Source organism: Achromobacter sp. GW823-FHT04E03 (assembly GCF_058796095.1).
In genome coordinates, this window is sequence record NZ_JBXAIJ010000003.1 from 357500 (window position 1) to 381629 (window position 24130).

Consider the following 24130-nt stretch of genomic DNA (forward strand, 5'->3'; position numbering starts at 1 on the left):
GAGACCTACCATGATCCGCAATGAAGATCTGGCGCATGCCGAACAGGCTGTCGCCGGCTTTCGCAATCGCGTCCTGCCCTTGCTGTTCGCAGGATATCTGCTCAACTTCCTGGACCGCACCAACATCAGCTATGCGCAGCTGCAGATGGGCGCGGACCTGGGCATCTCCCTGGCGGCCTACGGGTTCGGCGCGGGCCTCTTTTTCATCGGCTATGCCAGCGTATGCGTGCCCGCCAACCTGGCGCTGCAACGCTTCGGCGTCAGGCGCTGGCTGGCCTGCATGTTCCTGGCCTGGGGCCTGGTCTCCTGCCTGATGGCCGCGCTGCACGGTGAAAAATCGTTCTACGCGCTGCGCTTCCTGCTGGGCGTGACGGAAGGCGGTTTCATTCCCGCCGTCAACTTCTACATCGCATCCTGGATTCCGCCGCGCTACCGCAGCCGCATCAATTCGATCTTCATCATGGCGCTGCCGCTGGCCATGATCTTCGGCGGGCCACTGGCGGGCGCGCTGCTGAAGATCGACGCCGGCATGCCGGGCTGGCGCTGGCTGTTCCTCATCGAAGGCCTGCCCACCATGCTGCTGGGCTTGCTGATCCTGCGCTACCTGCCCGGCACGCCGCAGGAGGCCCGCTGGCTCAGCGACGGCCAGCGCCAGGGCTTGCGCGCCGTCATGGAACACGAGGCTCCGGCCCGCACGGCCTTCCCCTCCGCTTCCTGGACGCACGGATTCGCCGTCTTCCGCCAGCCCATGCTGTGGGGCCTGCTGTTGATCTTGCTGGCCGCGTATGCCGCGACCTTTGCCCTGGCGTACTTTCTTCCGACCATACTCAAGCAGCTGTACGGCATCACGCCGCTGGAAATCGGCGCGCTGCTGATGATTCCCAACGTCGTGGCGCTGGTGTTCAGCTACGTGGTCGGACGCAGCAGCGAACGCACCGGCGACATCCGCTGGCACCTGGCGGTCGTCTGCCTGGCGGGCGCGGGCGGCTTCCTGATGCTGCACGGCGCGGCGACGGTGTCCCTGGCGGCATTCCTGGCCGTGGTGTCCATCATCACCGGCTACACCATCGCGTACTACGGTCCGCTCAATGCCGCGGTGCAGAACTACATCGGCGCGAGCGCCGGCCCCCTGGCGCTGGTTACGACCATCGGCTCGCTGGGTGGCTTCTTCGGCCCGACCCTGACCGGCGCGGTCATGCAGGCCAGCGGCGGCGAATGGGAACTCGCGGCCCAGGTGTTCGCCCTGGCGACGCTGGCGAGCGCGGGCCTGGCGATCCTGTGCGTGCGCAACCGGCGCGCGGCGCCGGCCGCGCAAGCAGCGGCCTCCGGCACCTGAAATCGACACAACCTACATAGCGAGTCAGACATGAGCACGAACACTCAAGCAAGGACCGCCGTCATCACCGGCGGCGCAAGCGGGATCGGCCAGGAATGCGCGCGGCAGCTGCGCGCCGAAGGCTGGCAGGTCGTGGTGTGGGACCGGAGCGCCGCGGATGACGCCGTGGCCGTCGACGTTTCGGACTACGCCAGCGTAGCCCGCGCGGCGGCACAGCTGGACGGCGTAGACCTGCTGATCAACGCCGCCGGCATCGCCGGCAGCCGTGCCCCGGTCGCGGAAAAGGACCCCGCGGAATGGGCCCAGGTCCTGGCGGTGAACCTCAACGGCACCTTCCATTGCGCGCATGCCCTGTATCCGGCGCTGCGCGCCCGCGGCGGCGTCATCGTCAACATCGCGTCGGTGGCCGGCATGGTCATGATGAAGGGCCGCGCCCACTACGCCGTATCGAAGGCCGGCGTGGCGACGCTGACGCGGTCGCTGGCCAATGAATGGGCCGAGGACGGCATCCGGGTCATCGCGGTGGCGCCGGGCTACGTCAAGACGCCCTTGATCCAGCATTCCATCGACGCGGGCGAACTGGACGAAGCGCGGCTTGCGGCCATGCATCCGATGAACCGCCTGGCGACTACCCAGGAAATCGCGGCGTCGATCATCGCGTTGACCAGGCCGCCGTTCCTGTTCATGACGGGTTCGGTCGTCACCATCGACGGCGGCATGACGCTGGGTAAATAGTTCGGGGTATCGCGCGAAAGCAACAGTTTGTCCCCAAATTTTCCGGCAATCCCCTTTTATTGAAATAAACCGTCACATATTACGATTACTTTCAATCCATAATCTACGCAAGAAAATGCCACCGGCGTAGGGGGCCCGCTCTTGCGATGAAAGTCCTTTCCATATTCGGGACCCGTCCCGAAGCGATCAAGATGGCGCCCCTGGTGTCCGCGCTGCAAGGCGAACCCAGGATCCAGAGCGTCGTCTGCGTGACGGGCCAGCATCGCGAGATGCTGGATCAGGTGATGGCCCTGTTCGACCTGCGGGCGCAGCACGACCTGGACATCATGGTGCCCAACCAGACGCTCAACGGCCTGTACGCGCGGCTGATCAGCCGGGTGGACAGCGTGCTGGAGGCGGAGCAGCCCGATTGCGTGCTGGTCCACGGCGACACCAGCACCGCATCGGCCTGCGCGCTGGCGTCTTTCCACCGCCGCGCGCGCATCGGCCACGTCGAAGCCGGCCTGCGCACCGGCGATCTGGCCAAGCCCTTCCCCGAGGAAATGAACCGCCGCGTGGTCGACGCGGTGGGCGACTGGCTGTTCGCGCCGACGGCGCAATCGCGCGCCAACCTGTTGCGCGAAAACCTCTCGGGCCGCATCACGGTCACAGGCAATACCGTGATCGACGCGCTGGCCATGACCTGCGCCAAGCTCGCGCCCGAAGGTGCGCTGGCGCAGCAATTGGCGGCACGCTACGGCTGGCTGGATCCGCAGCGCCGCCTGCTGCTGGTGACCGGACACCGGCGCGAAAGCTTCGGCGAGGGCTTCCGGAACATCTGCGCCGCCCTGGCCGAACTGGCGCGGCGCGAAGACCTGCAGATCGTCTACCCCGTGCACCTGAATCCGCAGGTGCGCAACGTGGTGATGGCTCAACTGGACGGCCTGTCGCGCGTGCATCTGATCGCCCCGCTGGATTACCTGGACTTCGTCTGGTTCATGCAGCGCGCCTACCTGATCCTGACCGACTCGGGCGGGGTGCAGGAAGAAGCGCCCTACCTCGGCAAGCCGGTATTGGTGATGCGCGACGTCACCGAACGCCCGGAAGCCGTGCAGGCCGGCACCGTGACGCTGGTCGGCACCGATACGCAGCGCATCCTGGCCGAAGTGAACCGCTTGCTCGACAACCCGGAACTGCACGCTTCGTTCTCGCGCCGCATCAATCCCTATGGCGACGGCCTCGCCAGCCAGCGCATCGTCGATGCGCTTTGCGGCCGCGCCGTATCCGAGTTTGCGCCTCAAGCACCGGCCGCGGCCCGTTAGCCGCCCCATGCCCCTCACCACCGGAGCCCTCATGCCCCATGCCCCGCATTCCCCCGCCGCCCGCACCCTCTGCCGCGCGCTGATCGCCGCCGGGTTGCTGCTCCCCTTGGGAGCGATGGCCAGTCCCGCGGGCGACGCCTTGCGGCGCTTGCTGGGCGACGACTGGGTCACGCGCGACACCAGCCTGGAAGACCTGGGCATCCGCGAACCGGTGGTGCTGAGCAACAGCGATGCGCGCCAGGAGTTCTACCTGCCGGTACCCCGCGGCGTGGCGATAGCCGACGCCACGCTCGATTTCGACGCGCGCTACATCAAGGGCGAACCGGGCCGCGCCAGCATGGTGTTATGGGTGGACGGCGTGCCGCAGACGGCGCAGCGCATCGCCGACGGCGAGGGGTCGGCCACGCGCAAGCTGAACGTGGAGCAACGCGTGCGCGACACCGGCTTCGTGCGCCTGGCGGTGGACTGGCAATCGGAGATCGCGCAGCGCCAGTGCGAAAGCAACCGCGCCACCGCCAACGCCTTGATGGTGTCGCCGCGCACGCGCCTGAGCTACCGCTACGACGCCTCGGCCATCGGCAGCCTGGACGAAGCCTGGAGCACCCTGCCCGGCAAGCCCGTGCTGATGGTGGCGGGCGCCAAGCTCGACCAGCAGGCTTTCGACAGCGCCTGGCGCATGGGCGTGGCGATGGAGCGCAGCGGCAAGCGGGTCGCAGTCCGCGCCTTCCCGGCGGTGGGCGACGAGATCGACACCCGCGGCCTGCAGGCCCCGAACGGACTGGGGCAAGTGCAGGCGTTCGCAGCCCTGGCGGGCAAGGACAAGCACAAGCTGGCCAACGCCGCGGAGATCGGCGCGCTGCTGGTCATGGGCGCCCCCGCCGTCAGCGGCGACGTGGTGATCGCCGATGCCGCGCTGCGCGCCCGCTACAACGAGGCGCTGGACGCCTTGCAGGCGCAATTGGCGCAGGACGGCGACGCCGCCGAGGCCTTCCAGGCCTGGCGCCAGCGGCGCATGCCCCTGGCCGGCCAGGACCTGCCCTCCAAGGAGATCCGCCTGGCGCCGCTGGGCCGGCAGGCGGTCATCGCCGTGGCAGCCGACGCCGGCGCGCAAGGCGCGGGTGCCTTCGACACGGCTTGGCGCCGCATCCTGGTCACGCGCCAGGCGCAGGTCAAGACGGCGGAGCCGCCGCAGGCTTCGGGCGAAGATGGCATGCGCCTGACCGCGTTGGGCGGATCGTCCGCCAGCTTCGACGTGGTCGCGCGCGGCGACTGGAACGCCACGTTCGCGCTGGCCGCGGTGTCGGCGGACGGCAGCATGCCGGACGAACTGGTCATGGACCTGGCCGCCGCGCCGGGCGCGTCCGCCACCCGGCCGGTCGCCTCGGTGTTCTGGAATGGCATCCTGCTGGCCGCCAAGCAGATGGACGCCGACGGCCATCCCGAACGCCTGACGGCGCGCGTGCCCGGCTACGCCCTGGGCCTTACCAACGCGGTGCGCGTCACGTTCCAGCGCCAGCCGGTATCGGTGGATTGCAATGAAATCCCGCAAGGCTACCCCGTCAACGTGCTGCCCACCAGCTATGTGAAGCCGGGCCGCGCGCAGCCGGACGGCACCTTCGTGGGGCTGCTGCCGCTGTTGGCCGGCAGCCCCCAGTTGCTGATCCCCGACGGCTATCTGGCCGACGCGCCGGCCAGCCTGCAACGCGTCATCGGCATCGCCACGGCCAGCGGCCTGTCCGCCACGCGCGCGGCGCTGTCGCTCACGCCGGCGGGCCAGGCGGCCAAGCCCGGCGGCCCCTTCGTGGCGATGGAAGTCGCGGTCGACGGCGCCAAGCCCATGGTCAAGGTCACGGACCGCAAGCAGCTGACGGTGGACGGCAAGAGCGCGCCCTGGCTCGACGTTTCCGGCCTGGACAACCTGAGCACGGCCGAAGTGGTGCGCGCCGGCGGCCAGGACGGCCTGCTGTGGCACACGCTGGGCCAGCGCCCGGTCATGCCGCAGGCGCCCTTCGTGCTGAACCGCGGCAACATCGCCATCATCGGCGCGGCAGGGCCGCTGGCCTGGATCGACAGCGCCAATCCCGCGGCGGGCCAGCCGCCGGGGGCGGGCGCAAGCGCCTTCTTCGAATGGCGCAACTACCTGTCGTGGAGCGTCCCGGCGCTGAGCGTGGGCCTGCTGGTCCTGCTCCTGATCCTGATCGCCGCATTGCGCGTCACCCGCAGGAAGAACAAGGACAGCAAGTAACCCGGAGGCGCCATGTCCTCGCTTTACTGGCCCTACCTCATCGCCGACTACTACCGCGGCCTGGAGATCGTGACGGCGGTAGTCGGCGTCATCATCCTGCTGTCCAGCCTGGACGACCTGTTCATCGACGGCTGGTTCTGGCTGCGCGAACTGCGCCGCGGGCTGACGGTCAAGCGCCAGTATGCGCCGCTGACCGCCGAGCAGTTGCGCGCCAAGCGGGAACAGCCGCTGGCGATCATGGTGCCGGCCTGGCTGGAGTACGACGTGATCGCGCCCATGCTGGAGAACATGGTGTCGACGCTGGAATACAAGAACTACATGATCTTCGCGGGCACGTACCAGAACGACGAGCGCACCATCAAGGAAGTGGAACGCATGCGGCGGCGCTACCGCCAACTGATACGGGTGGAAGTGCCGCACGACGGGCCGACCTGCAAGGCCGACTGCCTGAACTGGATCGTGCAGGCCATCTTCGCGCAGAACGCCATGCAGCCCGAGCCCTTCGCCGGCGTGATCCTGCACGACAGCGAAGACGTGCTGCACCCGCTGGAACTCAAGTACTACAACTATCTGCTGCCGCGCATCGATTTCATCCAGTTGCCAGTCACGTCGCTGGAACGGGAGTGGCACGAGCTGGTCGCCGGCACCTACATGGACGAGTTCGCCGAATGGCACACCAAGGACCTGGTGGTGCGTGAAAGCCTGTCCAAGATGGTGCCGTCCGCCGGCGTCGGCACCTGCTTCTCGCGCCACGCGCTGGAGGTGCTGGCGGCAGAGACCAACAACCAGCCCTTCAATACCGACACGCTGACCGAGGACTACGACATCGGCGCGCGCCTGGCCCAGCGCGGCATGCGCCAGATCTTCGGCAAATTCGAGGTCGAGTACGTGACGCGCCGCCGCTCATGGTTCGGCCTGGGGCGGGAGAAGATCTCCGCCATCAGGATGCCGCTGGGCGTGCGCGAGTACTTCCCCAACACCTTCCGCACCGCCTACCGGCAAAAGGCGCGCTGGACGCTGGGCATCGGCCTGCAAGGCTGGCAGCAGGTGGGATGGACCGGCTCGCTGGCCACCAAGTATCTGCTGTTCCGCGACCGCAAGGGACTGTTCACGTCGTTCATCGCAATACTGGCCTATCTGCTGCTGGCCAACTTCTTTCTCTTCTATCTGGCCGACCGCTTTGGCTGGTGGAAGGTTTATTACCCTTCCTACTTCCGCCCCGGCGGCTGGCTGGTGACGCTGATGTGGCTGAACGCGGGGGCCCTGCTGCTGCGCGTGGTGCAGCGCGCGTACTTCGTCGGCCGCATGTACGGCTGGGAGCACGCCCTGCTGTCCATGCCGCGCATGATCGTCGGCAACTTCATCAACGCCATGGCGGCGGCGCGGGCCTGGCGCCTGTTCATCGGCCACCTGATCACGGGCAAGCGGCTGGCCTGGGACAAGACCATGCATGACTTCCCCTCCACCGACCAGTTGGCGCAGCAGCGCCAGCGCCTGGGCGACCTGCTGCTGTCCTGGCAGGCCATCGATCATCAGATGCTGGAGCAGGCGCTGGAGATCCAGGCGCGCGAGAAGCGGCCGCTGGGCGAAATCCTGATGGAGCGGGGCTGGCTCGACGAAAAGACGCTGCACGAAGCGCTGTCATTCCAGCAAGGCGCCCCGACGCAAACCGAACACCCCGCGGACCCGCTATCGCACAGGCCCACTCCTCCATGACCGTCCTTTCCCGTACGCTGGCTTTCAGCGCCCTGCTGTGCGTGGCCGCAGTCCCTGTAGCGGCCGCGCAACCTGCCGCCGCAGCCGAACGTCCGCTGGAAGGCGACGCCTACCAACTGGCCGACCAGGCCTACAAGCAGTACGACGCCGGCCATTACGAAACCGCCCAGATCATGGCGGAGAACGCCATCCGCCTGCGGCCCGACGTGGCTCGCCTGCGCCTGTTGCTGGTCTATGCCTTGGAAAAGCAAGGTAAACGGCAGGAGGCCGCCCGTGCGGCCGACGCGGCGATCGCCGACGGCCTGGGCACCCCGGAACTGCGGCAGGCCAAGGCCAACCTGCAGCGCCCGCCTGCCGTGGCCGCCACGCCCACACAGCCCGCGGCGCAAACGCCTGCGCAAGCTTCCGGGCAGACGCCCGTGCAGACGCCCGCCCCTGTCCGCAAGCCCGCGCCGCAAACCCCGTACCAGCGCGCCTATCCCGTGGCGGCGCGCGCCTATGCGGACTATGGACGCCAGGATTACGCCGCGTCCGCCGCAGGCGCCGAACGCGCCTTCCGCGCCGTGCCCAGGCAAGGCGAATGGGCCTTGCTGTGGGTGGAATCGCTGGGCGCGCAACAGCGCTACGAAGCCGCCAGCCAGGCCGTCGACACGGCGCTGGCGCTGGGCGCGCCCAACAAGGCGGCGCTGCAGGCGAGGCAGCAGGCCTATCAGAAGCAGATCGCCGCAAGCCAGGCGCCCGCGGCGCCGGCTCCGGGTAGCGAGGCCGCCACGGGCGCCTATGCCGCCTACGACAAGAGCGCCTACCAGGAAGCCATCACGCTGGCCCGCCAGGCCGTGGCGCAAGCGCCGGACAATGAGAGCTATGCCCAGCTGCTGACGACCGCGCTGGCCGCGGGCAACAAGGCGCAAGCCGCCGAGGCGGAAGCCCGGCTGAGCGACGCCATCGCCCGCCAGCCGGACTCGGCCCAGCTGCTTGCGCAGCGCGGCTATGCGCGCCAGCGCCTGGGCCAGCCCGCGGGCGCGGCGTCCGACTTCGCGGCCGCGCGCGCCACCGGCCAGGCGCCGCCGCGCCTGATCCTGGACCAGGCCTATGCGCAGTCGGCAATGGGCGACAACCGCGCCGCCACCGACTCGCTCAAGCAAGCCATCGACATGGACGATGCCGGCCAGTTGGGCCTCACGCCGCTGGAGCGCTACAACACGCGCAGCGGCGTCGCCGCCCTGTCGCGCGAATGGGGCGGCTCGTTCTCCGCATCCTATCGCGGCGCACGGCCGGCCAGCTCCAGCCTGGGCGGGGCCGCCATCAACACCCCTGGCGACGTGATCTTCAGCACCGCGGAAATCTTCTGGCGTCCGCCGCAACTGAACAACCGCTGGGGCATGCTCGAGGCGTACGCGCGCAGCTCCAACACGCTGTACGACAGCGGCAGCACCTACGAGTCGCGCAGGAATGTCGACCCTTGCACCGGGGAAAGCACCCCGGACGAACGCTCTAACGAAGAACGCTTTCGCAACAACAGCACCTCATCCGGCATCCCCAGCACCATCGGCGCGCTGGGCCTGCGTTATCTGCTGGCCGATACCGGCATAACTTTCGGCATCGAACGCCGCTTCTTTCTGGGATCCGCCACCCGCCAGGGCTATGCCTACCCCGAATCCAGCGCGGTGCAGTGCGCGGCGCAGCAGGCCTTCCACAACGCCTATCCCAATCTGCAGGACCAGAGCGCCGTGGCGCGCTACAAACTCAACGGCAATGCCGGGGGCTGGATGTCCTACGTCACCTACGGCTATTACCAAGGCCGCGAATTGCGCGTGGACGTACCCAGCTGGCTCACGATCGAAGGCTATGCGCAGGCCGGCTACGCCTGGGACGACAACAGCGCCCGCTATACCGCCTATTCGGTGGATTCCAAGGGCCAGCGTCAGCAGGATCTGGGCAGTTCCTCGGGCCGCCTCAAGCGCGACCAGGCCTTCCTGTCCGGCGAACTGCGCGTGGGCCGCAGCTTCCGCGCCACCAGCATCAGCGACAAGCTGGTGCTGTTTCCGTACGCGGTGGTCGGCGCGGACTGGCTGTGGCAGAAGAGCGTGGCCAAGCTGGACGACCTGCCCGGCTACGGCAGCCAGTCGGTGGTCCTGTCCGACCACGGCACTTCTTGGTCGCTGGGCGTGGGGCCGGGCTTCAACGTGCGCTACTGGTTCCGCGAAGACCACTACAACGCGCCGCGCTCTTACCTGGACTTCGGCGTCCAGTACCGTACAAGCCTGGGCGGGGGCGAGAGCGACCGCGCCAAGGGTTGGTTCATGAACATGACGCTGTCGTACTGAGCCGCTGATACACACGATTACATCGGTTCATAAGCCTATAACAATGAATCGGGCATAGTGCTCCGCGCCACGCAGGCTGAGCGATCGCCAGGCGTGCAAACCTCATCCCTCACCGCGTTGGAGATTGAATTGCCGATGTTCAAACAAGCCCGTATCGCCCTGGCCGCCGCCGCCCTGACCCTGGCCAGCGGCGCCGCCCTTGCCCAGCAGACCATGCAGGGCCAGATGCCCAACCTGGCGGCCGTGAGTGGCCAGATGCATGCCGCCGCCGAGTACTGCGGCGCCTACACGGCAGCGCAGCTCGAGCAGATGAAGCAACAACAGAAGACTGCGACCAGCGCCCAGGGCATGTCGGCGGCGGACTTCGACGCCGCTTTTTCGAAGTCCTACAGCCAAGCCAAGGTGCAACTGGGCACGTTGAGCGCGGCCGACAAGGAAAAGACCTGCGCGCAGCTCAAGGCCATGGCCGCGGCGCAACCGCGCTAGCCATTCCGCGTCAGACCGCTGATCGGCCGCCTAGAGCGGCCATTCCCGCTTCAGGCGCTCGGCCTCGGGCGTAGGCCCGATCAGCCAGGGATCAGCCGCAAAGGCGACCACGCGTTGCGCGCGGTAGCGCCGCGCGATGCGCAACTGCCGGCGCACGCGCGCCGCGTCGGCGGAGCGGGCATTGAAGGTGGTACCGTCCTGGCGTTCGGACGGCAGTTCCTCGAATAGTTCGACGATCAGGTCGAACGGCGCACGACGCGCCAGCAGCATGCGATGCAAGGGCTCCAACGCCTCATACGCCGCCATGCCGGACACGCCCACTCCGTCCTGGAGCATGGGCCTCAGCCTGACCACATCCAACAATCCGTTCCACAGGTCGGCCAGGCTCAGCGCTCCCGGCAATTTGCTGTGATACGTGGAGATGGCGGGCACGCGTCCCGTCTGTTGCACGAGCGGATCGGACAGCTCGCGCAGCCATTGCGCCAGCAGCGCCTGGCGGCCGGGCGCGGCCCAGCTGTGCTGCTCGATCTCGTAAGGGATGTACCAGCCGCGGAAAGCGGCAAGCCGGGTTGCGTTCGACGCTTGCGCATAAGCCAGCGCCTGCGCCTGCGTGGCCTGCAGGAATGCGGCCAGCGCGGCGTCATCCGGATTGCCCAACTGTCGCCACCAGCGCTCGTCGTAGGGCAGGCCCAACTGCAGCCCCATGCCCAGGCGCTCGGCCTCGTCGAAGATCAGCGCCAGCGTGGACGCGGGCAGTTGCCAGGGCTGCGCCCCGCCGCTGGCGCCCACCCACTGAATGATGATCTCGCGGAATCCCAACGCGTGCATGGCGGCGATGCGTTCGCGCCACGCCTGCGGGCTCAATTCCAGGTGGCTGGGCCAAAGCTGCCAGAAGGTGCTTTGCACCGACCAGGCCGGCGCGCAGGCGGGCAGGCTGGCGGCCAGCGCCGCCACGCCCAGGCCCTGCAACAGGCGTCGCCGGCCGGTGGAAGCAGGCGCAGACGCCTGCATGGGCTGCCTGGCGATAGGATTTACCCGGCGCGGTTGCCGAAGATGCCCGACAGGGACGCCAGCAGGTCGGCAGGGTTGAATTGCTGTTCGCCCTGGACCTCGCCGTTGGGCGTGGCCTTGTCCACCAGTTGCGGCAGCAGCGAGGACAGCGAACCCAGCACGGAGTCCGTGTCCTGACCGGTCTTGGCGGCCAGTTCGTTGACGACGCCGGGATCCAGCACGGAACCGAGCTGATCGGCGCTGACCGGCATGTTCTGGCCGGTGCCCACCCACGAGGCCACGATCTCGCTCAAGCCGCCCTTCTGGAAGCTGGCGATCAGGCCGGTCAGGCCGCCCGGGTACTTGTTCAGTTGCTCGATCAACGCGGGCAGCAGCGAAGCCGAGCCCCCTTGCTGACCGCCGCCGGCCATCGAGGCCAAGGTATCCAATAGGCTCATCATCGTGCTCCTGAAAAAACGGAGATCCAGTATAGGCCCATGCCTGCCGCCCCGCCTGTCATCCGATGGATGACACCCGGCATCTTTACAAAGCTTGTCGATTGCATCCCGTCAGTTGACGGCCTTTCCCTCTTGCAAGGCCTGCAGCGACTTCAGGCCGGCGCGGCCGTCCGGCCGCAGGCCCAGTTCGCGCTGCACCGTCTGCAGGGCCTGCCGGGTGCGGGCGCCGATCATGCCATCGGGTTCGCCGATCTCATAGCCGCGAGCAATCAACAGCCGTTGCAATTCCCGCCGCTGCGCCCGCGACAGGCCTGGATCGTCGGTTGGCCAGGCTTGCACCAGCGGGCCGCCGCCGCGCAGCCTGTCGGACAGGTGGGCGATGGCCAGCGCGTAGCTTTCGGCTGCGTTGTAGGAATACAGGGCGTCGAAATTGCGCGTGACCAGGAAGGCAGGACCTTTGCTGCCCGCCGGCAGCAGCAGCCCCGCCGGCGTGTCGCCCGCGGGCAGCGGCTGGCCGTCGGCCCGCGTCACGCCGCGCCCCGCCCAGTACGACATCGCGCGCTTGTTCTTGCGGCCCGCGCCTGAAGTGTCCAGACCCGCCGGCAGGCGGACTTCATAGCCCCATTGCAGCGCGCTGTTCCAACCCGCGCGCTTGAGGAAATTGGCTGTCGATGCCAGCGCGTCCGGCACGCTGTCGACCAGGTCGCGGCGGCCGTCGCCGTCGAAGTCCACCGCCAGCCGCAAGTACGTCGAGGGCATGAACTGGGTCTGGCCGAAAGCGCCCGCCCAGGAGCCCGTCAGGCGTTCGGGCGCGATGTGCTCGTCCTGGATGATCTTCAGCGTGGCAAAGAATTCGCCGCGGAAATATGCCTGGCGCCGGCCGAAGCAGGACAGCGTGGACAGCGACGTCAGCAGGGGCCGGCCGCCCAGTGTGCGGCCGTAGTTGCTTTCCACGCCCCACACCGCGGCGATGGTGGCTGCGTCCACACCGTAGCGCGACGCGGCGCGGTCCAGGTCGGACTGCCAGCGCGCCATGCCGGCCCGGCCGTCGGCCACGCGCTCGTCGTCGACCAGGGCCGCCATGTAGTCCCAGATAGGCGTCTTGAATTCCGGCTGGGCGTCCAGCAGATCCAGCACTGTCATGTCCGGTGCAAGCCCGGCGGTCTGGGTGTCGAACGTGGCGCCGGACACGCCGGCCTTGAGCGCCGCGCCGCGCAATTGCGCGAGGCAGGCCGCGAACGCGTCGGCGGCCGACGCCGCGGGCGCCAGCGAAATGAGGGCGCCGCCGGCCAGGGCGCAGGCCAGCGCGCGCAGCGGGCGGGCCCGCAGCGTCTTGAAGAAGTTATGGTTGTTCATGTCGTCCAGTCAGCCGACCTGCAGCGCGGCAAGCTCGGCGTCGTCGAAGCCGGCGGCGCGGCGCGCCTCCAGGTTGAAGGGACCGCGCAGCCGGGGTGCGTCATAGCGCTGCGCCAGTTCGGCATAACAGGACACGGGATCCTTGCCTGCCTGCGCGCACAGCTGCTTGTACCAATAATTACCGATGGCCACGTGGCCGATCTCGTCGGCCAGGATGATGTCGACGATGGCAGCGCTTTCCGCATCGCCCGCTCCCGCCAGCTTGGCACGGATCGCGGGGGAAGCATCCAGGCCGCGCGCCTCCAGCGTGCGCGGCACCAGCGCCAGGCGGGCCAGCAGATCGTCTTGCGTGCGCTGCGCCATGTCCCACAGCCCGTTGTGGGCGGGGAAGTCGCCATAGGCGTAGCCCATGGCGGCCAGACGCTGCCTGAGCAGATCGAAGTGATAGGCCTCTTCGCGCGCCACGCGCAGCCAGTCGCGGTAGAAGGCTGCCGGCATGCCAGCAAAGCGCCACATGATATCCAGAGCCAGGTTGATGGCATTGAATTCGATGTGCGCCAGCGCGTGCAGCAGCGCCGCGCGCCCTTCCTCGGTGGCCATGGAACGCTGCTTGACCTGGGCGGGGACCACCAGCTCAGGCCGCGCCGGGCGGCCCGGCAGTTCCGCCGTGGGCGTGTAGGCCTGCTCGCAGTCCAGCACCGTCTCATCCGACATGGCGCGCACTGCCGCCAGCTTGTCCTGCCAGGCCGTGGCGGCCAGGGCCGCCAGCGCCTGCCCACGCAGGCAATCCTGGCGATGCCCGGCCGCGTCGGGCGTCGTGTTGCTATCCATATGCTTCTCTGTGCCGGGCGGCCTCGCGCCCGCCCGAAATCCCTTGAAAGCGCCGTGGCCGCAGGCCTCGCGCATACACGGAGACTTTATCATTCACCCATGGATTCCCTGCGCCTGACCATAGAGACCGACCTGTCCCGCATCGACGCCCAGCAATGGGACGCGCTGGCGGGCGACCAGCCCTTTCTGCGCCATGCATTCCTGCGCGCGCTGCACGAGACCGGCTGCGCCACGCCCCAGACCGGATGGGCGCCACATTACCTGGCGCTGTGGCGCGACGATGCGCTGGCGGCTGCTGCGCCGCTCTACCTGAAATCCCATTCGCGCGGCGAGTACGTATTCGACTACGCCTGGGCCGACGCCTTCCAGCGCCACGGGCTGCGCTACTACCCCAAGTTGCTGTCGGCCATTCCCTTCACGCCGGTCACCGGCCCCAGGTTGCTGGCCGGCAACGATGAGGATCGCGCCACGCTGGTGCGCGGGCTGGTCGCCTTCGCCGAAGAGACCAAGGTGTCTTCGCTGCACCTGCTCTTCCCCGCCGAGGCCGACATGCGCGCGCTGCGCGAGGCCGGCTTCATGATCCGCGAAAGCGTGCAGTTCCACTGGACCAATCCGGGCTACGCGGACTTCGACGCCTTTCTGGCCACGATGAGCCACGACAAGCGCAAGAAGATCCGCCAGGACCGCAAGAAGGTCGCGGCCGCCGGGCTGTCGTACCGCTGGCTGCGCGGGGCCGAGATCGGCGCGGTCGAGCTGGACTTCTTCTACGAATGCTATTGCCGCACCTACTTCAGCCATGGCAATCCACCCTACCTGAGCCACGAATTCTTCCGCCGCGCGTATCGCGAACAGGCCGGTGCCTTCGTGCTGATCCTGGCAGAGCGCGACGGCCGGCCGGTGGCGGCCGCGCTCAACCTGGCGGGCGGCGACGCGCTGTATGGGCGCTACTGGGGCGCGACCGAATACGTGCCGGGGCTGCACTTCGAGACCTGCTACATGCAGTCCATCGCCTATTGCATTGCCCACGGCATCGCGCGCTTCGAGGGCGGCGCGCAAGGCGAACACAAGATGGCGCGCGGGCTGCTGCCCACGCCCACCTGGTCGGCGCACTGGGTCGCGCACCCCGGCTTCGCGGACGCGATCCAAAACTTCCTGGACGAGGAAACCGCGGCGGTGACGGACTATCTGGGAGAACTGGAAACGCACTCCCCGTTCAAGCGGCCGCGGGAAGGCTGAGGGCTAGAGGAAGCGGTCCAGCAGCTTGCGGCTGTGCTTGTCCAGCGACTGGATGTCGCGCACCAGATAGAAGATGCCGTGGCTGTCGGCGATCAACAGGGTCTGCGGACTCAGGCGGCGGATGTCTTCTTCGCCGCGCAGCGTGAACGAGGTGGGGCCGCGGTCGGTATCGACCTGCCAGGTGCTGGGGGTGGCGAAAGTGGAGACGCTGGCCAGCTTGCGGATCTCGGGCATGAATTCCCGGCTTGCCAGTTCTTCCTCGATCAACTCGCGCTGCGGAGCCGGCACATCGGACAGGTGCTCGATCCAGAGCAGTTCGCGCCCGTCCACTGTCACGAGCGACAGGCCGCGGCCCGGTTCGCTGATGGGAAAGGCGCGCACGGGCAGCACGCCCTCGTGGTTCTGGCCATCGGCGGACTGGAACTCCAGGCGCCCGAAGGCATTGCGGCGCAGCTGAAAAGACGGCAAGGTCATGACGATAATTCCGGTTCCGCGTCAGGCCACGGCGGCCATGTCTTCGCTGCCCGACGCCTGCGCGTCGGCCTCGGCCTGGCGCGCCTGCGCCTGGTACAGGCGGTAGTAGGCGCCCTCGCGGGCCATCAGTTCTTCGTGCGGGCCCTGCTCCACGATCTGGCCGCGGTCCAGCACCACCAGGCGGTCCGCCTTGCGCAGCGTGCTCAGACGGTGGGCGATGGCGATTGTGGTGCGGCCACGCACCAGGTTGTCCAGCGCCTTCTGGATTTCCTTTTCGGTGGTGGTGTCCACCGACGAGGTGGCTTCGTCCAGAATCAGGATGCGCGGATCGATCAGCAGCGCGCGCGCGATCGAGATGCGCTGGCGTTCGCCGCCGGACAAGGCCTGGCCACGTTCGCCGACCAGCGAGTCGTAGCCGTGCGGCAGCCGCAGGATGAATTCATGCGCATGCGCGGCGCGCGCCGCAGCCACGATTTCGTCACGGGTGGCGTCCGGCTTGCCGTAGGCAATGTTCTCGGCGATGGTGCCGAAGAACAGGAACGGCTCCTGCAGCACCAACCCGATGTTGCGGCGGTAGTCCGCCACGCGCACCGAACGGATATCGGCGCCGTCCACCAGCACCGCCCCTTCGGATACGTCGTAGAAGCGGCAGATCAGGTTGATCAGCGTGCTCTTGCCCGAGCCGCTGTGGCCCACCAGGCCGATCATCTCGCCCGGCGCGATGTTCAGGTTCAAGCCGCGGATGACCTGGCGGTTGCCGTAGCGGAAGCCCACGTCGCGCAACTCGATGCGGCCGTTGATGTGCGGCAGCTTGGCGGGATTCTGCGGTTCCGGCACGCTGGAGACATGGTCCAGGATGTCGAAGATGCGCTTGGCGCCAGCCGCCGCTTTCTGCGTGACCGAGACGATGCGGCTCATCGAATCCAGACGCATGTAGAAGCGCCCGATATAGGCCAGGAAGGCGGCCAGCACGCCAACGGTGATCTGCTTCTGCGACACCTGCCAGATGCCGAAGATCCACACCACCAGCAGGCCCACTTCGGTCAGCAGCGTGACGGTGGGCGAGAACAGCGACCAGGTGGTGTTCACGCGGTCGTTGACTTCCAGGTTGCGGTTGTTGGCTTCGCGAAAGCGCGCGACTTCACGCTTTTCCTGCGCGAAAGCCTTGACCACGCGGATGCCCGGAATGGTGTCGGCCAGGACGTTCGTGATCTCCGACCAGATGCGATCGACCTTTTCGAAGCCATGGCGCAGGCGGTCGCGCACCGCGTGGATCATCCAGATGATGAACGGCAGCGGCACCAGCGTGACCAGCGCCAGCCACGGGTTGATGGACACCAGGATGACCGCGGTCATGCAGATCATCAGGATGTCGTTGGCGAAGTCCAGCAAGTGCAGCGACAGGAACACGCAGATGCGGTCGGTTTCGCTGCCGATGCGGGAAATCAGATCCCCGGTGCGCTTGCCGCCGAAATACTCCAGCGACAGCTGCTGCAGGTGCTCATAGGTGGTGGTGCGCAGGTCCGCGCCGATGCGCTCGCTGACCCAGGCCAGGATATAGGTCCGGGCCCAGCCCAGCCCCCAGGCCAGGAAAGCCGAGGCCAGCAGCCCGCCCAGATAGAGGCGGACCTTGTCGTAATCGATGGGCGCGCCGTTCTGGAACGGAATCAGCACGTCGTCCATCAGCGGCATGGTCAGGTACGGCGGCACCAGGGTGGCGGCGGTGCCCAGCAGGGTCAGCACGAAACCCGCCAGCAGCGGCCCGCGGTAAGGGCGGGCGAAACGCCACAGGCGCAGCAGCGCCCAAGTGGTGGATGGCGCTGCCTGTTCCTGGTTGCAGGTCGGGCATTCTTCCTCGCCCGCCGGGATGACGTTATTACAGACGGTGCAGGTGCGCTCCGCCAGATCCTCGTCCTGATGGCCGGACAAACGGATGGCCTGCTGCGTTTCGAACTGCGCCAGCAGCCGCAACGCGGCCGGATTGCGCGCCAGCGTGAAACGCCACGCGCCCAGGCGGGAGCCGTCGTCGTGCAATTCCAGCAGCGCGGCGCCAGCGTGGTCGGTGAGGCTCAGTTTTAATTGGGGGCCATATGCCCAGGATTCCCAGCGCGGTTCGTCGGGATGGCGCGCCAACAGCCGGCGGTCGGTGGCGGCGATAAGCCCCGGACGGAACTTCAGGCGCTGATCCAGGTCTATTTCAACCCAGGCCAACAAGGTTTCGCCGTCCGCCAGTTCGGCGCTGATTTCATCGCGCCAGCGGGCAGGAAAGGCTTCGGCAAGGCCGGAAAGCAGGTTTGGTTTTTTCATTGGTACGCATGCCGGGCCAGGACTCTGCCCTACTAGGCGGCAACCGGTTCGCAACCAGGACTGGCGGCAAACGTGTCCCTTCCTTACAACATAACGATTTCACGCCTTGAAGGCGTCGTATAGTAGCAGCCGATTTTTCTAATTAGGAATATCTGGGATCCCCCACTCGTTGGCATTATTCTAAAGGCGCAACCCCAATAAATTCGCGGTCTTGCATAGGGGCGTCCGCGCGTGCCAACCTGCTTCTCTCGTAAATTAAAACATGAAAAAGAAAGACATTGAATTTCTCGATGTCGTGGCTTTGCGCGGCCCGAACATTTGGACGTACCGTCCGGTACTCGAAGCGTGGGTGGATATCGGTGAACTGGAGGATTATCCCTCCAACACCATTCCCGGCTTTTACGAACGCCTGACCGAATGGCTGCCGACGCTGATCGAGCACCGCTGCAGTCCGGGAGTCCGGGGCGGTTTCCTGTCGCGCCTGAAAGAAGGCACCTGGCCCGGCCACATACTTGAACATGTCACCCTGGAACTGCAGAACCTGGCCGGCTTGCGCGGCGGTTTCGGCAAGGCCCGGGAAACCTCCACCCGCGGCGTCTACAAGGTCGTCGTGCGCGCCTGGCAGGAACAGGTCACCCGCACCGCCCTGAACGAAGCCCGCGACCTGGTCATGGCCGGCATCGAAGACCGCCCCTTCGACGTGCCCGCCGCCATCGCCAAGCTGCGCAGCCTGATCGACAAGCACTGTCTCGGCCCCAGCACCGCCTGCATCGTGGATGCCGCCGACGACCGCGACATTCCCTACATCCGCCTGTTCGAGGGCAACCTCGTGCAGTTCGGCTACGGCTCGGCCCAGCGCCGCATCTGGACTGCCGAGACCGACCGCACCAGCGCCATCGCCGAAGGCATTTCGCGCGACAAGGACCTGACCAAGGAACTGCTGTCGACCTGCGGCGTGCCCGTGCCCGAAGGCCGCCTCGTACGCAGCGAGGACGACGCCTGGGAAGCTGCCGAGGACATCGGCCTGCCGGTGGTCGTGAAGCCCTATGACGGCAACCACGGCCGCGGCGTGTTCACCAATCTGACGACGCGCGAGGAAGTGGTGTCGGCCTACCGCGTGGCCGTGGACGAAGGCAGCGGCGTCATCGTCGAACGCTTCGTGCTGGGCAACGAACACCGCCTGCTGGTCGTGGGCGACCGCATGGTGGCCGCCGCCGCCGGCGAACCGGCCTGGGTGACGGGCGACGGCAAGTCCACCATCACCGAACTCATCGACAGCCAGATCAATACCGACCCGCGCCGCGGCCGCACCGAGAACCACCCGCTGAACCCGGTGCGCCTCGATTCCGCCGCGCGGCTGGAAATCGCCCGCCAGGGCCTGTCGGAAGACAGCGTTCCGCCCGAAGGCCAGCGCGTGCTGGTGCAACGCAGCGGCAACGTCGCCTTCGACGTCACCGACCGTGTGCATCCCAGCATCGCCGCCACCGTGACCCTGGCCGCGCGCATCGTCGGCCTGGACATCGCCGGTGTGGACCTGGTGGCCGAGGACATCTCGCGCCCGCTGGAAGAACAGCGCGGCGCCATCGTCGAAGTCAACGCCGGCCCCGGCCTGCTGATGCACCTGAAGCCTGCCGACGGCACGCCGCGTCCGGTCGGCCGCGCCATCGTCGACCACCTGTTCCCTGAAGGCGATGCGGGCCGCATCCCCATCGTCGGCGTTACCGGCACCAACGGCAAAACCGTGGTGGCGCGCCTGGTGGCCCGCCTGCTGAGCCTGTCCGGCAAGCGCACCGGCCTGGCCTGCAGTGAAGGCCTGTACCTGGACCGCCGCCTGGTGCAAAAGGGCGACCGCGCCGATTTCGCTTCCGGTACGCGCCTGCTGATGAACCGCAACGTGGATGCCGCCGTCATCGAGAACGACAGCGGCGTGATCCTGGGCCAAGGCCTGGCCTACGACCGCTGCCAGGTTGGCGTGGTCACCAACATCGACGACGCCGACCACCTGGGCGACTTCGACATCAATGAAACGGAGCGCATGTTCAACGTGTTCCGCACGCAGGTGGACGTGGTGCTGCCCGGCGGCTCCACCGTGCTGAACGCGCGCGATCCGCGCGTGGTGGAAATGGCCGAGCTATCCGACGGCGCCGTGATCTTCTTCGGCATCGATCCCGCCCTGCCCGCCATCGTCGCTCACCTGCAACAAGACGGCCGCGCCGTGTTCGTGCGCGACGGCGGCATCGTGCTGGCGCATGGCACCCGCGAGGAGCGCCTGGCCACGGTGGCCTCGATCCCGCTGACCCATGGCGGCCGCGTGGCCTTCCAGGTCGAGAACGTGCTGGCCGCGGTGGGCGCGGCCTGGGCGCTGGACATACCCGTGGAGCTGATCCGCGCCGGCATCGAGACCTTCGACATCGACCAGGCCGACGCTCCCTGGCAGTTCACGCTGTTCGAACGCAACGGCAGCACCGTGGTGGTCGACGACGTGCACAACGCCTCGGCGTTGCGCCCCCTGATCGCCGCCATCGACCAGTTCCCGTCGACCACGCGCGCCGCCGTCTACTCGGCCGGCGCCGACCGCCGCGACGCGGACCTGATCGAACAGGGCAAGCTGCTGGGCGACGCCTTCGACCGCGTGGTGCTCTACGACGACCTGACCGTGCGCAGCAAGCGTCCCGAAGGCGAGGCGCGCGCGCTGTTGCGCCAGGGCCTGGCGCAAGGCTCCCGCGTCAAGGACATCCAGGACGAACCCGACCACGGCAAGGCCATCCAGAGCCAGCTCGACGCCATCGCCGCAGGCGACTTCGTCCTGCTGCAGTCCGACGAAGCCTTCTCCGGTCCCACCATCGACCTGGTCCGCCGCTGGATTCAGCAATACTGACAATATCTGCGCGCGCCCTCGTACTAGCGGGGCGCGCGTGAGCTAGACAGGAATACCTGCCATGGAAGTTTCCCGTATCCGAGCACTGCGCGGCCCCAATCTGTGGAGCAAGAACACCGCGATCGAGGCCATCGTTTCCTGCGCCGACGCCGAATGCTCCATCGACAACCTGCCTGATTTCGAAGCGCGCCTGCGCGCGCGCCTGCCGCAGACCGGGCTGCTGCGTCCGGAAGGCCATCAGGGCGCGGTCTCCATCGCGCACGTGCTGCAGATCGTGGCCCTGACGATGCAGGCGCATGCCGGCTGCCCCGTCACGTTCGGCCGCACCGCCTCCACCATCGAGCCTGGCGTGTTCCAGGTGGTGGTCGAGTACAGCGAGGAAGAAGTCGGCAAGCTGGCGATGGAACTGGCGCAAGTGCTGGTGCGCGCCGCGCTGGACGACACCCCCTTCGATCTCGCCGACGCCTTGAAGCGCCTGCGCGAACTGGACGAAGACGTGCGCCTGGGGCCCAGCACCGGCTCCATCGTCAATGCCGCCACCGCCCGCAACATCCCCTACCGCCGCCTGACCCAGGGCAGCATGGTGCAGTTCGGCTGGGGCAGCAAGCAGCGCCGCATCCAGGCCGCCGAAACCGACCTGACCAGCGCCATCTCCGAGTCAATCGCGCAGGACAAGGACCTGACCAAGATGCTGCTGGACGCCGCCGGCGTGCCGGTGCCCATGGGCCGTTCGGTGACCACCGCCGAGGAAGCCTGGGCCGCCGCCGAGGAACTGGGCGGCCCGGTCGTGGTCAAGCCGCGCGACGGCAGCCAGGGCCGCGGCGTCGCCGTCAACATCGAATCCCGCGAGCGCGTGATCCAGGCCTTTGAAGTGGCCGAGGAAATCAGCTCCGAGGTCATCGTCGAGCGCTACATCCCCGGCCACGACTTCCGCCTGCTGGTGGTCGGCGGCGCACTGGTCGCGGCCTCGCGCCGCGACCCGCCGCAGGTCACGGGCGACGGGGTGCAGACCATCCGCCAACTGGTGGACCAGGTCAACGCCGACCCGCTGCGCGGCGACGGCCACGCGACCTCGCTGACCAAGATCCGCTTCGACGACATTGCCCTGGCGACTCTCAAGAAGCAGGGTTTCGAGGCCGACTCCGTGCCGCCGTCCGGCACCCTGATCTTCCTGCGCAACAACGCCAACCTGAGCACCGGCGGCTCGGCCACCGACGTGACCGACGAAGTGCATCCGGAAATGGCCGCGCGCGCGGTGTCGGCGGCCCGCATGATCGGGCTGGACATCTGCGGTGTGGACGTGGTCGCCGAAAGCGTGCTCTACCCGCTTGAAGACCAGAACGGCGGCGTGGTGGAAGTGAACGCCGCCCCCGGCCTGCGCATGCACTTGAATCCGTCCTTCGGCAAGGGCCGCGCCGTGGGCGAGGCCATCATCGCCAACATGTACGCGGACGGCGACGACGGCCGCATCCCGGTCGTGGCCGTGGCCGGCACCAACGGCAAGACCACCACCGTGCGCCTGACCGCCCACATCCTGGGCGTCGCCGGCAACCGCGTCGGCATGACGAATTCCGACGGCGTCTACGTCGACAACCTGCGCATCGACACCGGCGATTGCAGCGGCCCGCGCAGCGCCCGCAGCGTGCTCATGCACCCGGACGTCGACGCGGCCGTGTTCGAAACCGCGCGCGGCGGCATCCTGCGCGAAGGCCTGGCCTTCGACCGCTGCAATGTGGCCATCGTCACCAACATCGGCATGGGCGACCACCTGGGCCTGGGCTACATCAGCACGGTCGAGGACCTGGCCGTGGTCAAGCGCGTGATCGTGCAGCACGTGCACCCCAGCGGCACCGCGGTGCTGAACGCGGCCGATCCCATCGTGGCTGAAATGGCGGCGAGCTGCCCGGGTTCCATCACCTACTTCGCCGAAGACCGCAATCATCCCGTGCTGGCCACGCATCGCGCGCAAGGCCTGCGCTGCGTGTACCGCGACGGCGACTCCATCGTCACCGCGCAGGGCGGCGAAGAAACCCGTTACCCGCTGGCCGCCATTCCGCTCACGCGCAACGGCACGATCACCTTCCAGGTGGAAAACGCCATGGCGTCAATCGCCGCGGCCTGGGCGCTGGGTCTGGACACGGACATCATCCGCCGCGGCCTGGCCAGCTTCGTCAACGACGCCCAGACAGCGCCCGGACGCTTCAACGTGTTCGACTACCGCGGCGCCACGGTGATCGCCGACTACGGCCACAATCCCGATGCCATCCTGGCCCTGGTGCGCGCGGTGGACGCCATGCCGGCCAAGCGCCGTTCCGTGGTCATCAGCGGCGCGGGCGACCGGCGCGACGAAGACATCCGGATGCAGACCGAGATCCTCGGCGAAGCCTTCGACGACGTGCTGCTTTACCAGGACCAATGCCAGCGCGGCCGCGCCGACGGCGAAGTGTTGGCCCTGCTGCAACAAGGCCTGGCCAACGCCACGCGCAGCAAGCACGTCGAAGAGATCCACGGCGAGTTTCTCGCCATCGACACGGCGCTGGCGCGCCTGGGCGCAGGCGACCTGTGCCTGATCCTGGTCGACCAGGTCGAAGAGGCGCTGGATCACATCGCGCGCCGCATCGCGCAAGCCTGAGCCGTACGCGGTTCCTGAAGTGCAAACGGGGCGCCCAAGGGCGCCCCGTTTGCGTCGGCGCGCGCCGATCAGCTGCTGGACGACACCACAGGCGCAGCGGCCTGATAGCGGTCCGTCACGTGCGTGCATCCGAGCGCGGCCATCGCGGCCAGCGTCAGCAAGATAGCGCGGCAAAGTCGTTGCGTCATGCGAGTTCCTCTTTCCATATTCTGTGGCCGAACCTGCTTGCGGGTTCCGCGGACACTATACCGGCGCGCGCGTCGGCAAGCCAAGCGCGCATGCCCGCATCCAGACTTGCAGATCCAGTTACCAGCCTCCCTCAAAAGGGGACAAGACATTGCCGGAATGTAACTGCGGCACCTAATGCGCCTGCAATCTCCTCCCGCCGGAAACCAGGCCATTTTGCCGCCGCCAGGCCGTTACATTTGCCCACAGCCAGGTTTGACGGCCATGCCGCAGGCTCGTACGGTAAGTACATGGCCTGCACGGCAACTTCTTGAACCGGCAGGCCCTAGCTGATCAGTGTCCCACTCAACCGCGACAACCCGGTTTACAGGCCGCAAACCGGATGCCGCTAGCAACAGGAGAGGTCACCATGAACAACGACATCATCGCTGGCAAATGGAAGCAACTGACGGGCAAGGCCAAGGCCGCCTGGGGTGAGCTCACCGACGACGAGCTGACCCGCACCGAAGGCAACGCCGAACGTCTGGCGGGCCTGATCCAGGAGCGTTATGGCAAGACCAAGGAACAAGCTGAAAAAGAAGTCCGCGACTTCTTCGACCGCAATCCTTGATCCGATAAACCACCAGGAGAAGCTGA

17 protein-coding genes are annotated in these 24130 nt (G+C 67.5%); 11 read left to right on the forward strand and 6 right to left on the reverse strand.

The genetic code is table 11. The features are described 5' to 3' along the window. Nucleotides 1-10 precede the first annotated feature (10 nt). The 7 genes from AC1RHV_RS21290 to AC1RHV_RS21320 all read left to right on the forward strand — a co-directional run bounded on the left by AC1RHV_RS21290 (nucleotide 11) and on the right by AC1RHV_RS21320 (nucleotide 10146). On the forward strand, nucleotides 11-1336 hold the full coding sequence (locus tag AC1RHV_RS21290) for an MFS transporter (RefSeq protein WP_192354531.1): 1326 nt from the start codon (nucleotides 11-13) through the stop codon (nucleotides 1334-1336). 30 nt (nucleotides 1337-1366) lie between these two features. Further along, on the forward strand, nucleotides 1367-2071 hold the full coding sequence (locus AC1RHV_RS21295) for an SDR family NAD(P)-dependent oxidoreductase (RefSeq protein WP_054450840.1): 705 nt from the start codon (nucleotides 1367-1369) through the stop codon (nucleotides 2069-2071). A gap of 146 nt (nucleotides 2072-2217) precedes the next feature. Beyond that, nucleotides 2218-3372 carry a non-hydrolyzing UDP-N-acetylglucosamine 2-epimerase gene (wecB, locus tag AC1RHV_RS21300; protein ID WP_119450919.1) on the forward strand — a complete coding sequence of 385 codons (1155 nt, stop codon included), beginning with the start codon at nucleotides 2218-2220 and terminating at the stop codon, nucleotides 3370-3372. A gap of 31 nt (nucleotides 3373-3403) precedes the next feature. After that, nucleotides 3404-5617 (forward strand): cellulose biosynthesis cyclic di-GMP-binding regulatory protein BcsB, encoded by a 2214-nt coding sequence (locus AC1RHV_RS21305; protein WP_175162863.1) that lies wholly within the window; start codon nucleotides 3404-3406, stop codon nucleotides 5615-5617. Nucleotides 5618-5629: 12 nt separating this feature from the next. Further along, a complete protein-coding gene (locus tag AC1RHV_RS21310) occupies nucleotides 5630-7333 on the forward strand; it encodes a glycosyl transferase family protein (protein WP_054450835.1) in 1704 nt (567 codons plus the stop codon). After that, complete coding sequence (locus AC1RHV_RS21315; RefSeq protein WP_492301925.1) at nucleotides 7330-9660, forward strand: NfrA family protein; 2331 nt, start codon at nucleotides 7330-7332, stop codon at nucleotides 9658-9660. Before AC1RHV_RS21310 ends, AC1RHV_RS21315 begins: the two co-directional genes overlap by 4 nt. A gap of 135 nt (nucleotides 9661-9795) precedes the next feature. Next, complete coding sequence (locus AC1RHV_RS21320; protein ID WP_054450831.1) at nucleotides 9796-10146, forward strand: hypothetical protein; 351 nt, start codon at nucleotides 9796-9798, stop codon at nucleotides 10144-10146. Nucleotides 10147-10176: 30 nt separating this feature from the next. On the opposite strand, the gene AC1RHV_RS21325 is transcribed toward AC1RHV_RS21320, so the two are convergent. From AC1RHV_RS21325 to AC1RHV_RS21340, 4 genes are all read right to left on the reverse strand, one after another. After that, nucleotides 10177-11157, reverse strand: coding sequence for a DUF4434 domain-containing protein (locus tag AC1RHV_RS21325; protein WP_054450830.1), 981 nt, complete (start codon nucleotides 11155-11157; stop codon nucleotides 10177-10179). A 20-nt stretch (nucleotides 11158-11177) separates the two neighbouring features. Next, the gene (locus AC1RHV_RS21330; RefSeq protein WP_054450829.1) at nucleotides 11178-11594 is read right to left on the reverse strand and encodes a YidB family protein; all 417 of its coding nucleotides are present in this window, start codon (nucleotides 11592-11594) and stop codon (nucleotides 11178-11180) included. Nucleotides 11595-11705: 111 nt separating this feature from the next. Further along, nucleotides 11706-12950, reverse strand: coding sequence for a lytic murein transglycosylase (locus AC1RHV_RS21335; protein ID WP_492301926.1), 1245 nt, complete (start codon nucleotides 12948-12950; stop codon nucleotides 11706-11708). A 9-nt stretch (nucleotides 12951-12959) separates the two neighbouring features. Then, nucleotides 12960-13781: a ferritin-like domain-containing protein gene (locus tag AC1RHV_RS21340; RefSeq protein ID WP_492301928.1), complete on the reverse strand. Its 822-nt coding sequence runs from the start codon at nucleotides 13779-13781 to the stop codon at nucleotides 12960-12962. A gap of 99 nt (nucleotides 13782-13880) precedes the next feature. Here AC1RHV_RS21340 and AC1RHV_RS21345 point away from each other — a divergent pair, with 99 nt between their 5' ends. Continuing rightward, on the forward strand, nucleotides 13881-15017 hold the full coding sequence (locus tag AC1RHV_RS21345) for a GNAT family N-acetyltransferase (RefSeq protein ID WP_492301929.1): 1137 nt from the start codon (nucleotides 13881-13883) through the stop codon (nucleotides 15015-15017). Between the two features lie 3 nt (nucleotides 15018-15020). Here the strand turns inward: AC1RHV_RS21345 and AC1RHV_RS21350 are convergent, their stop codons facing one another. Then, on the reverse strand, nucleotides 15021-15491 hold the full coding sequence (locus AC1RHV_RS21350; RefSeq protein ID WP_054450822.1) for a cyanophycin metabolism-associated DUF1854 family protein: 471 nt from the start codon (nucleotides 15489-15491) through the stop codon (nucleotides 15021-15023). A 21-nt stretch (nucleotides 15492-15512) separates the two neighbouring features. Then, complete coding sequence (locus tag AC1RHV_RS21355) at nucleotides 15513-17798, reverse strand: cyanophycin metabolism-associated ABC transporter (RefSeq protein WP_054450820.1); 2286 nt, start codon at nucleotides 17796-17798, stop codon at nucleotides 15513-15515. Nucleotides 17799-18060: 262 nt separating this feature from the next. Here AC1RHV_RS21355 and cphA (AC1RHV_RS21360) point away from each other — a divergent pair, with 262 nt between their 5' ends. The 3 genes from cphA (AC1RHV_RS21360) (at nucleotide 18061) to AC1RHV_RS21370 (ending at nucleotide 24104) form a co-directional block, all read left to right on the forward strand. Further along, nucleotides 18061-20676 (forward strand): cyanophycin synthetase, encoded by a 2616-nt coding sequence (cphA, locus tag AC1RHV_RS21360; RefSeq protein WP_054450818.1) that lies wholly within the window; start codon nucleotides 18061-18063, stop codon nucleotides 20674-20676. Nucleotides 20677-20737: 61 nt separating this feature from the next. Continuing rightward, the gene (cphA, locus tag AC1RHV_RS21365; protein WP_175164107.1) at nucleotides 20738-23308 is read left to right on the forward strand and encodes a cyanophycin synthetase; all 2571 of its coding nucleotides are present in this window, start codon (nucleotides 20738-20740) and stop codon (nucleotides 23306-23308) included. Nucleotides 23309-23903: 595 nt separating this feature from the next. Continuing rightward, nucleotides 23904-24104, forward strand: a complete 201-nt coding sequence (locus tag AC1RHV_RS21370; protein ID WP_006389412.1) for a CsbD family protein — start codon at nucleotides 23904-23906, stop codon at nucleotides 24102-24104. Nucleotides 24105-24130: the final 26 nt, after the last annotated feature.

Bases quoted from the DNA above. Each gene is read 5' to 3' on its own strand.
- AC1RHV_RS21290 (WP_192354531.1), top strand. From the start codon at position 11: ATGATCCGCAATGAAGATCTGGCGCATGCCGAACAGGCTGTCGCCGGC.
- AC1RHV_RS21295 (WP_054450840.1), top strand. From the start codon at position 1,367: ATGAGCACGAACACTCAAGCAAGGACCGCCGTCATCACCGGCGGCGCA.
- wecB (WP_119450919.1), top strand. From the start codon at position 2,218: ATGAAAGTCCTTTCCATATTCGGGACCCGTCCCGAAGCGATCAAGATG.
- AC1RHV_RS21305 (WP_175162863.1), top strand. From the start codon at position 3,404: ATGCCCCATGCCCCGCATTCCCCCGCCGCCCGCACCCTCTGCCGCGCG.
- AC1RHV_RS21310 (WP_054450835.1), top strand. From the start codon at position 5,630: ATGTCCTCGCTTTACTGGCCCTACCTCATCGCCGACTACTACCGCGGC.
- AC1RHV_RS21315 (WP_492301925.1), top strand. From the start codon at position 7,330: ATGACCGTCCTTTCCCGTACGCTGGCTTTCAGCGCCCTGCTGTGCGTG.
- AC1RHV_RS21320 (WP_054450831.1), top strand. From the start codon at position 9,796: ATGTTCAAACAAGCCCGTATCGCCCTGGCCGCCGCCGCCCTGACCCTG.
- AC1RHV_RS21325 (WP_054450830.1), bottom strand. From the start codon at position 11,157: ATGCAGGCGTCTGCGCCTGCTTCCACCGGCCGGCGACGCCTGTTGCAG.
- AC1RHV_RS21330 (WP_054450829.1), bottom strand. From the start codon at position 11,594: ATGAGCCTATTGGATACCTTGGCCTCGATGGCCGGCGGCGGTCAGCAA.
- AC1RHV_RS21335 (WP_492301926.1), bottom strand. From the start codon at position 12,950: ATGAACAACCATAACTTCTTCAAGACGCTGCGGGCCCGCCCGCTGCGC.
- AC1RHV_RS21340 (WP_492301928.1), bottom strand. From the start codon at position 13,781: ATGGATAGCAACACGACGCCCGACGCGGCCGGGCATCGCCAGGATTGC.
- AC1RHV_RS21345 (WP_492301929.1), top strand. From the start codon at position 13,881: ATGGATTCCCTGCGCCTGACCATAGAGACCGACCTGTCCCGCATCGAC.
- AC1RHV_RS21350 (WP_054450822.1), bottom strand. From the start codon at position 15,491: ATGACCTTGCCGTCTTTTCAGCTGCGCCGCAATGCCTTCGGGCGCCTG.
- AC1RHV_RS21355 (WP_054450820.1), bottom strand. From the start codon at position 17,798: ATGAAAAAACCAAACCTGCTTTCCGGCCTTGCCGAAGCCTTTCCTGCC.
- cphA (WP_054450818.1), top strand. From the start codon at position 18,061: ATGAAAAAGAAAGACATTGAATTTCTCGATGTCGTGGCTTTGCGCGGC.
- cphA (WP_175164107.1), top strand. From the start codon at position 20,738: ATGGAAGTTTCCCGTATCCGAGCACTGCGCGGCCCCAATCTGTGGAGC.
- AC1RHV_RS21370 (WP_006389412.1), top strand. From the start codon at position 23,904: ATGAACAACGACATCATCGCTGGCAAATGGAAGCAACTGACGGGCAAG.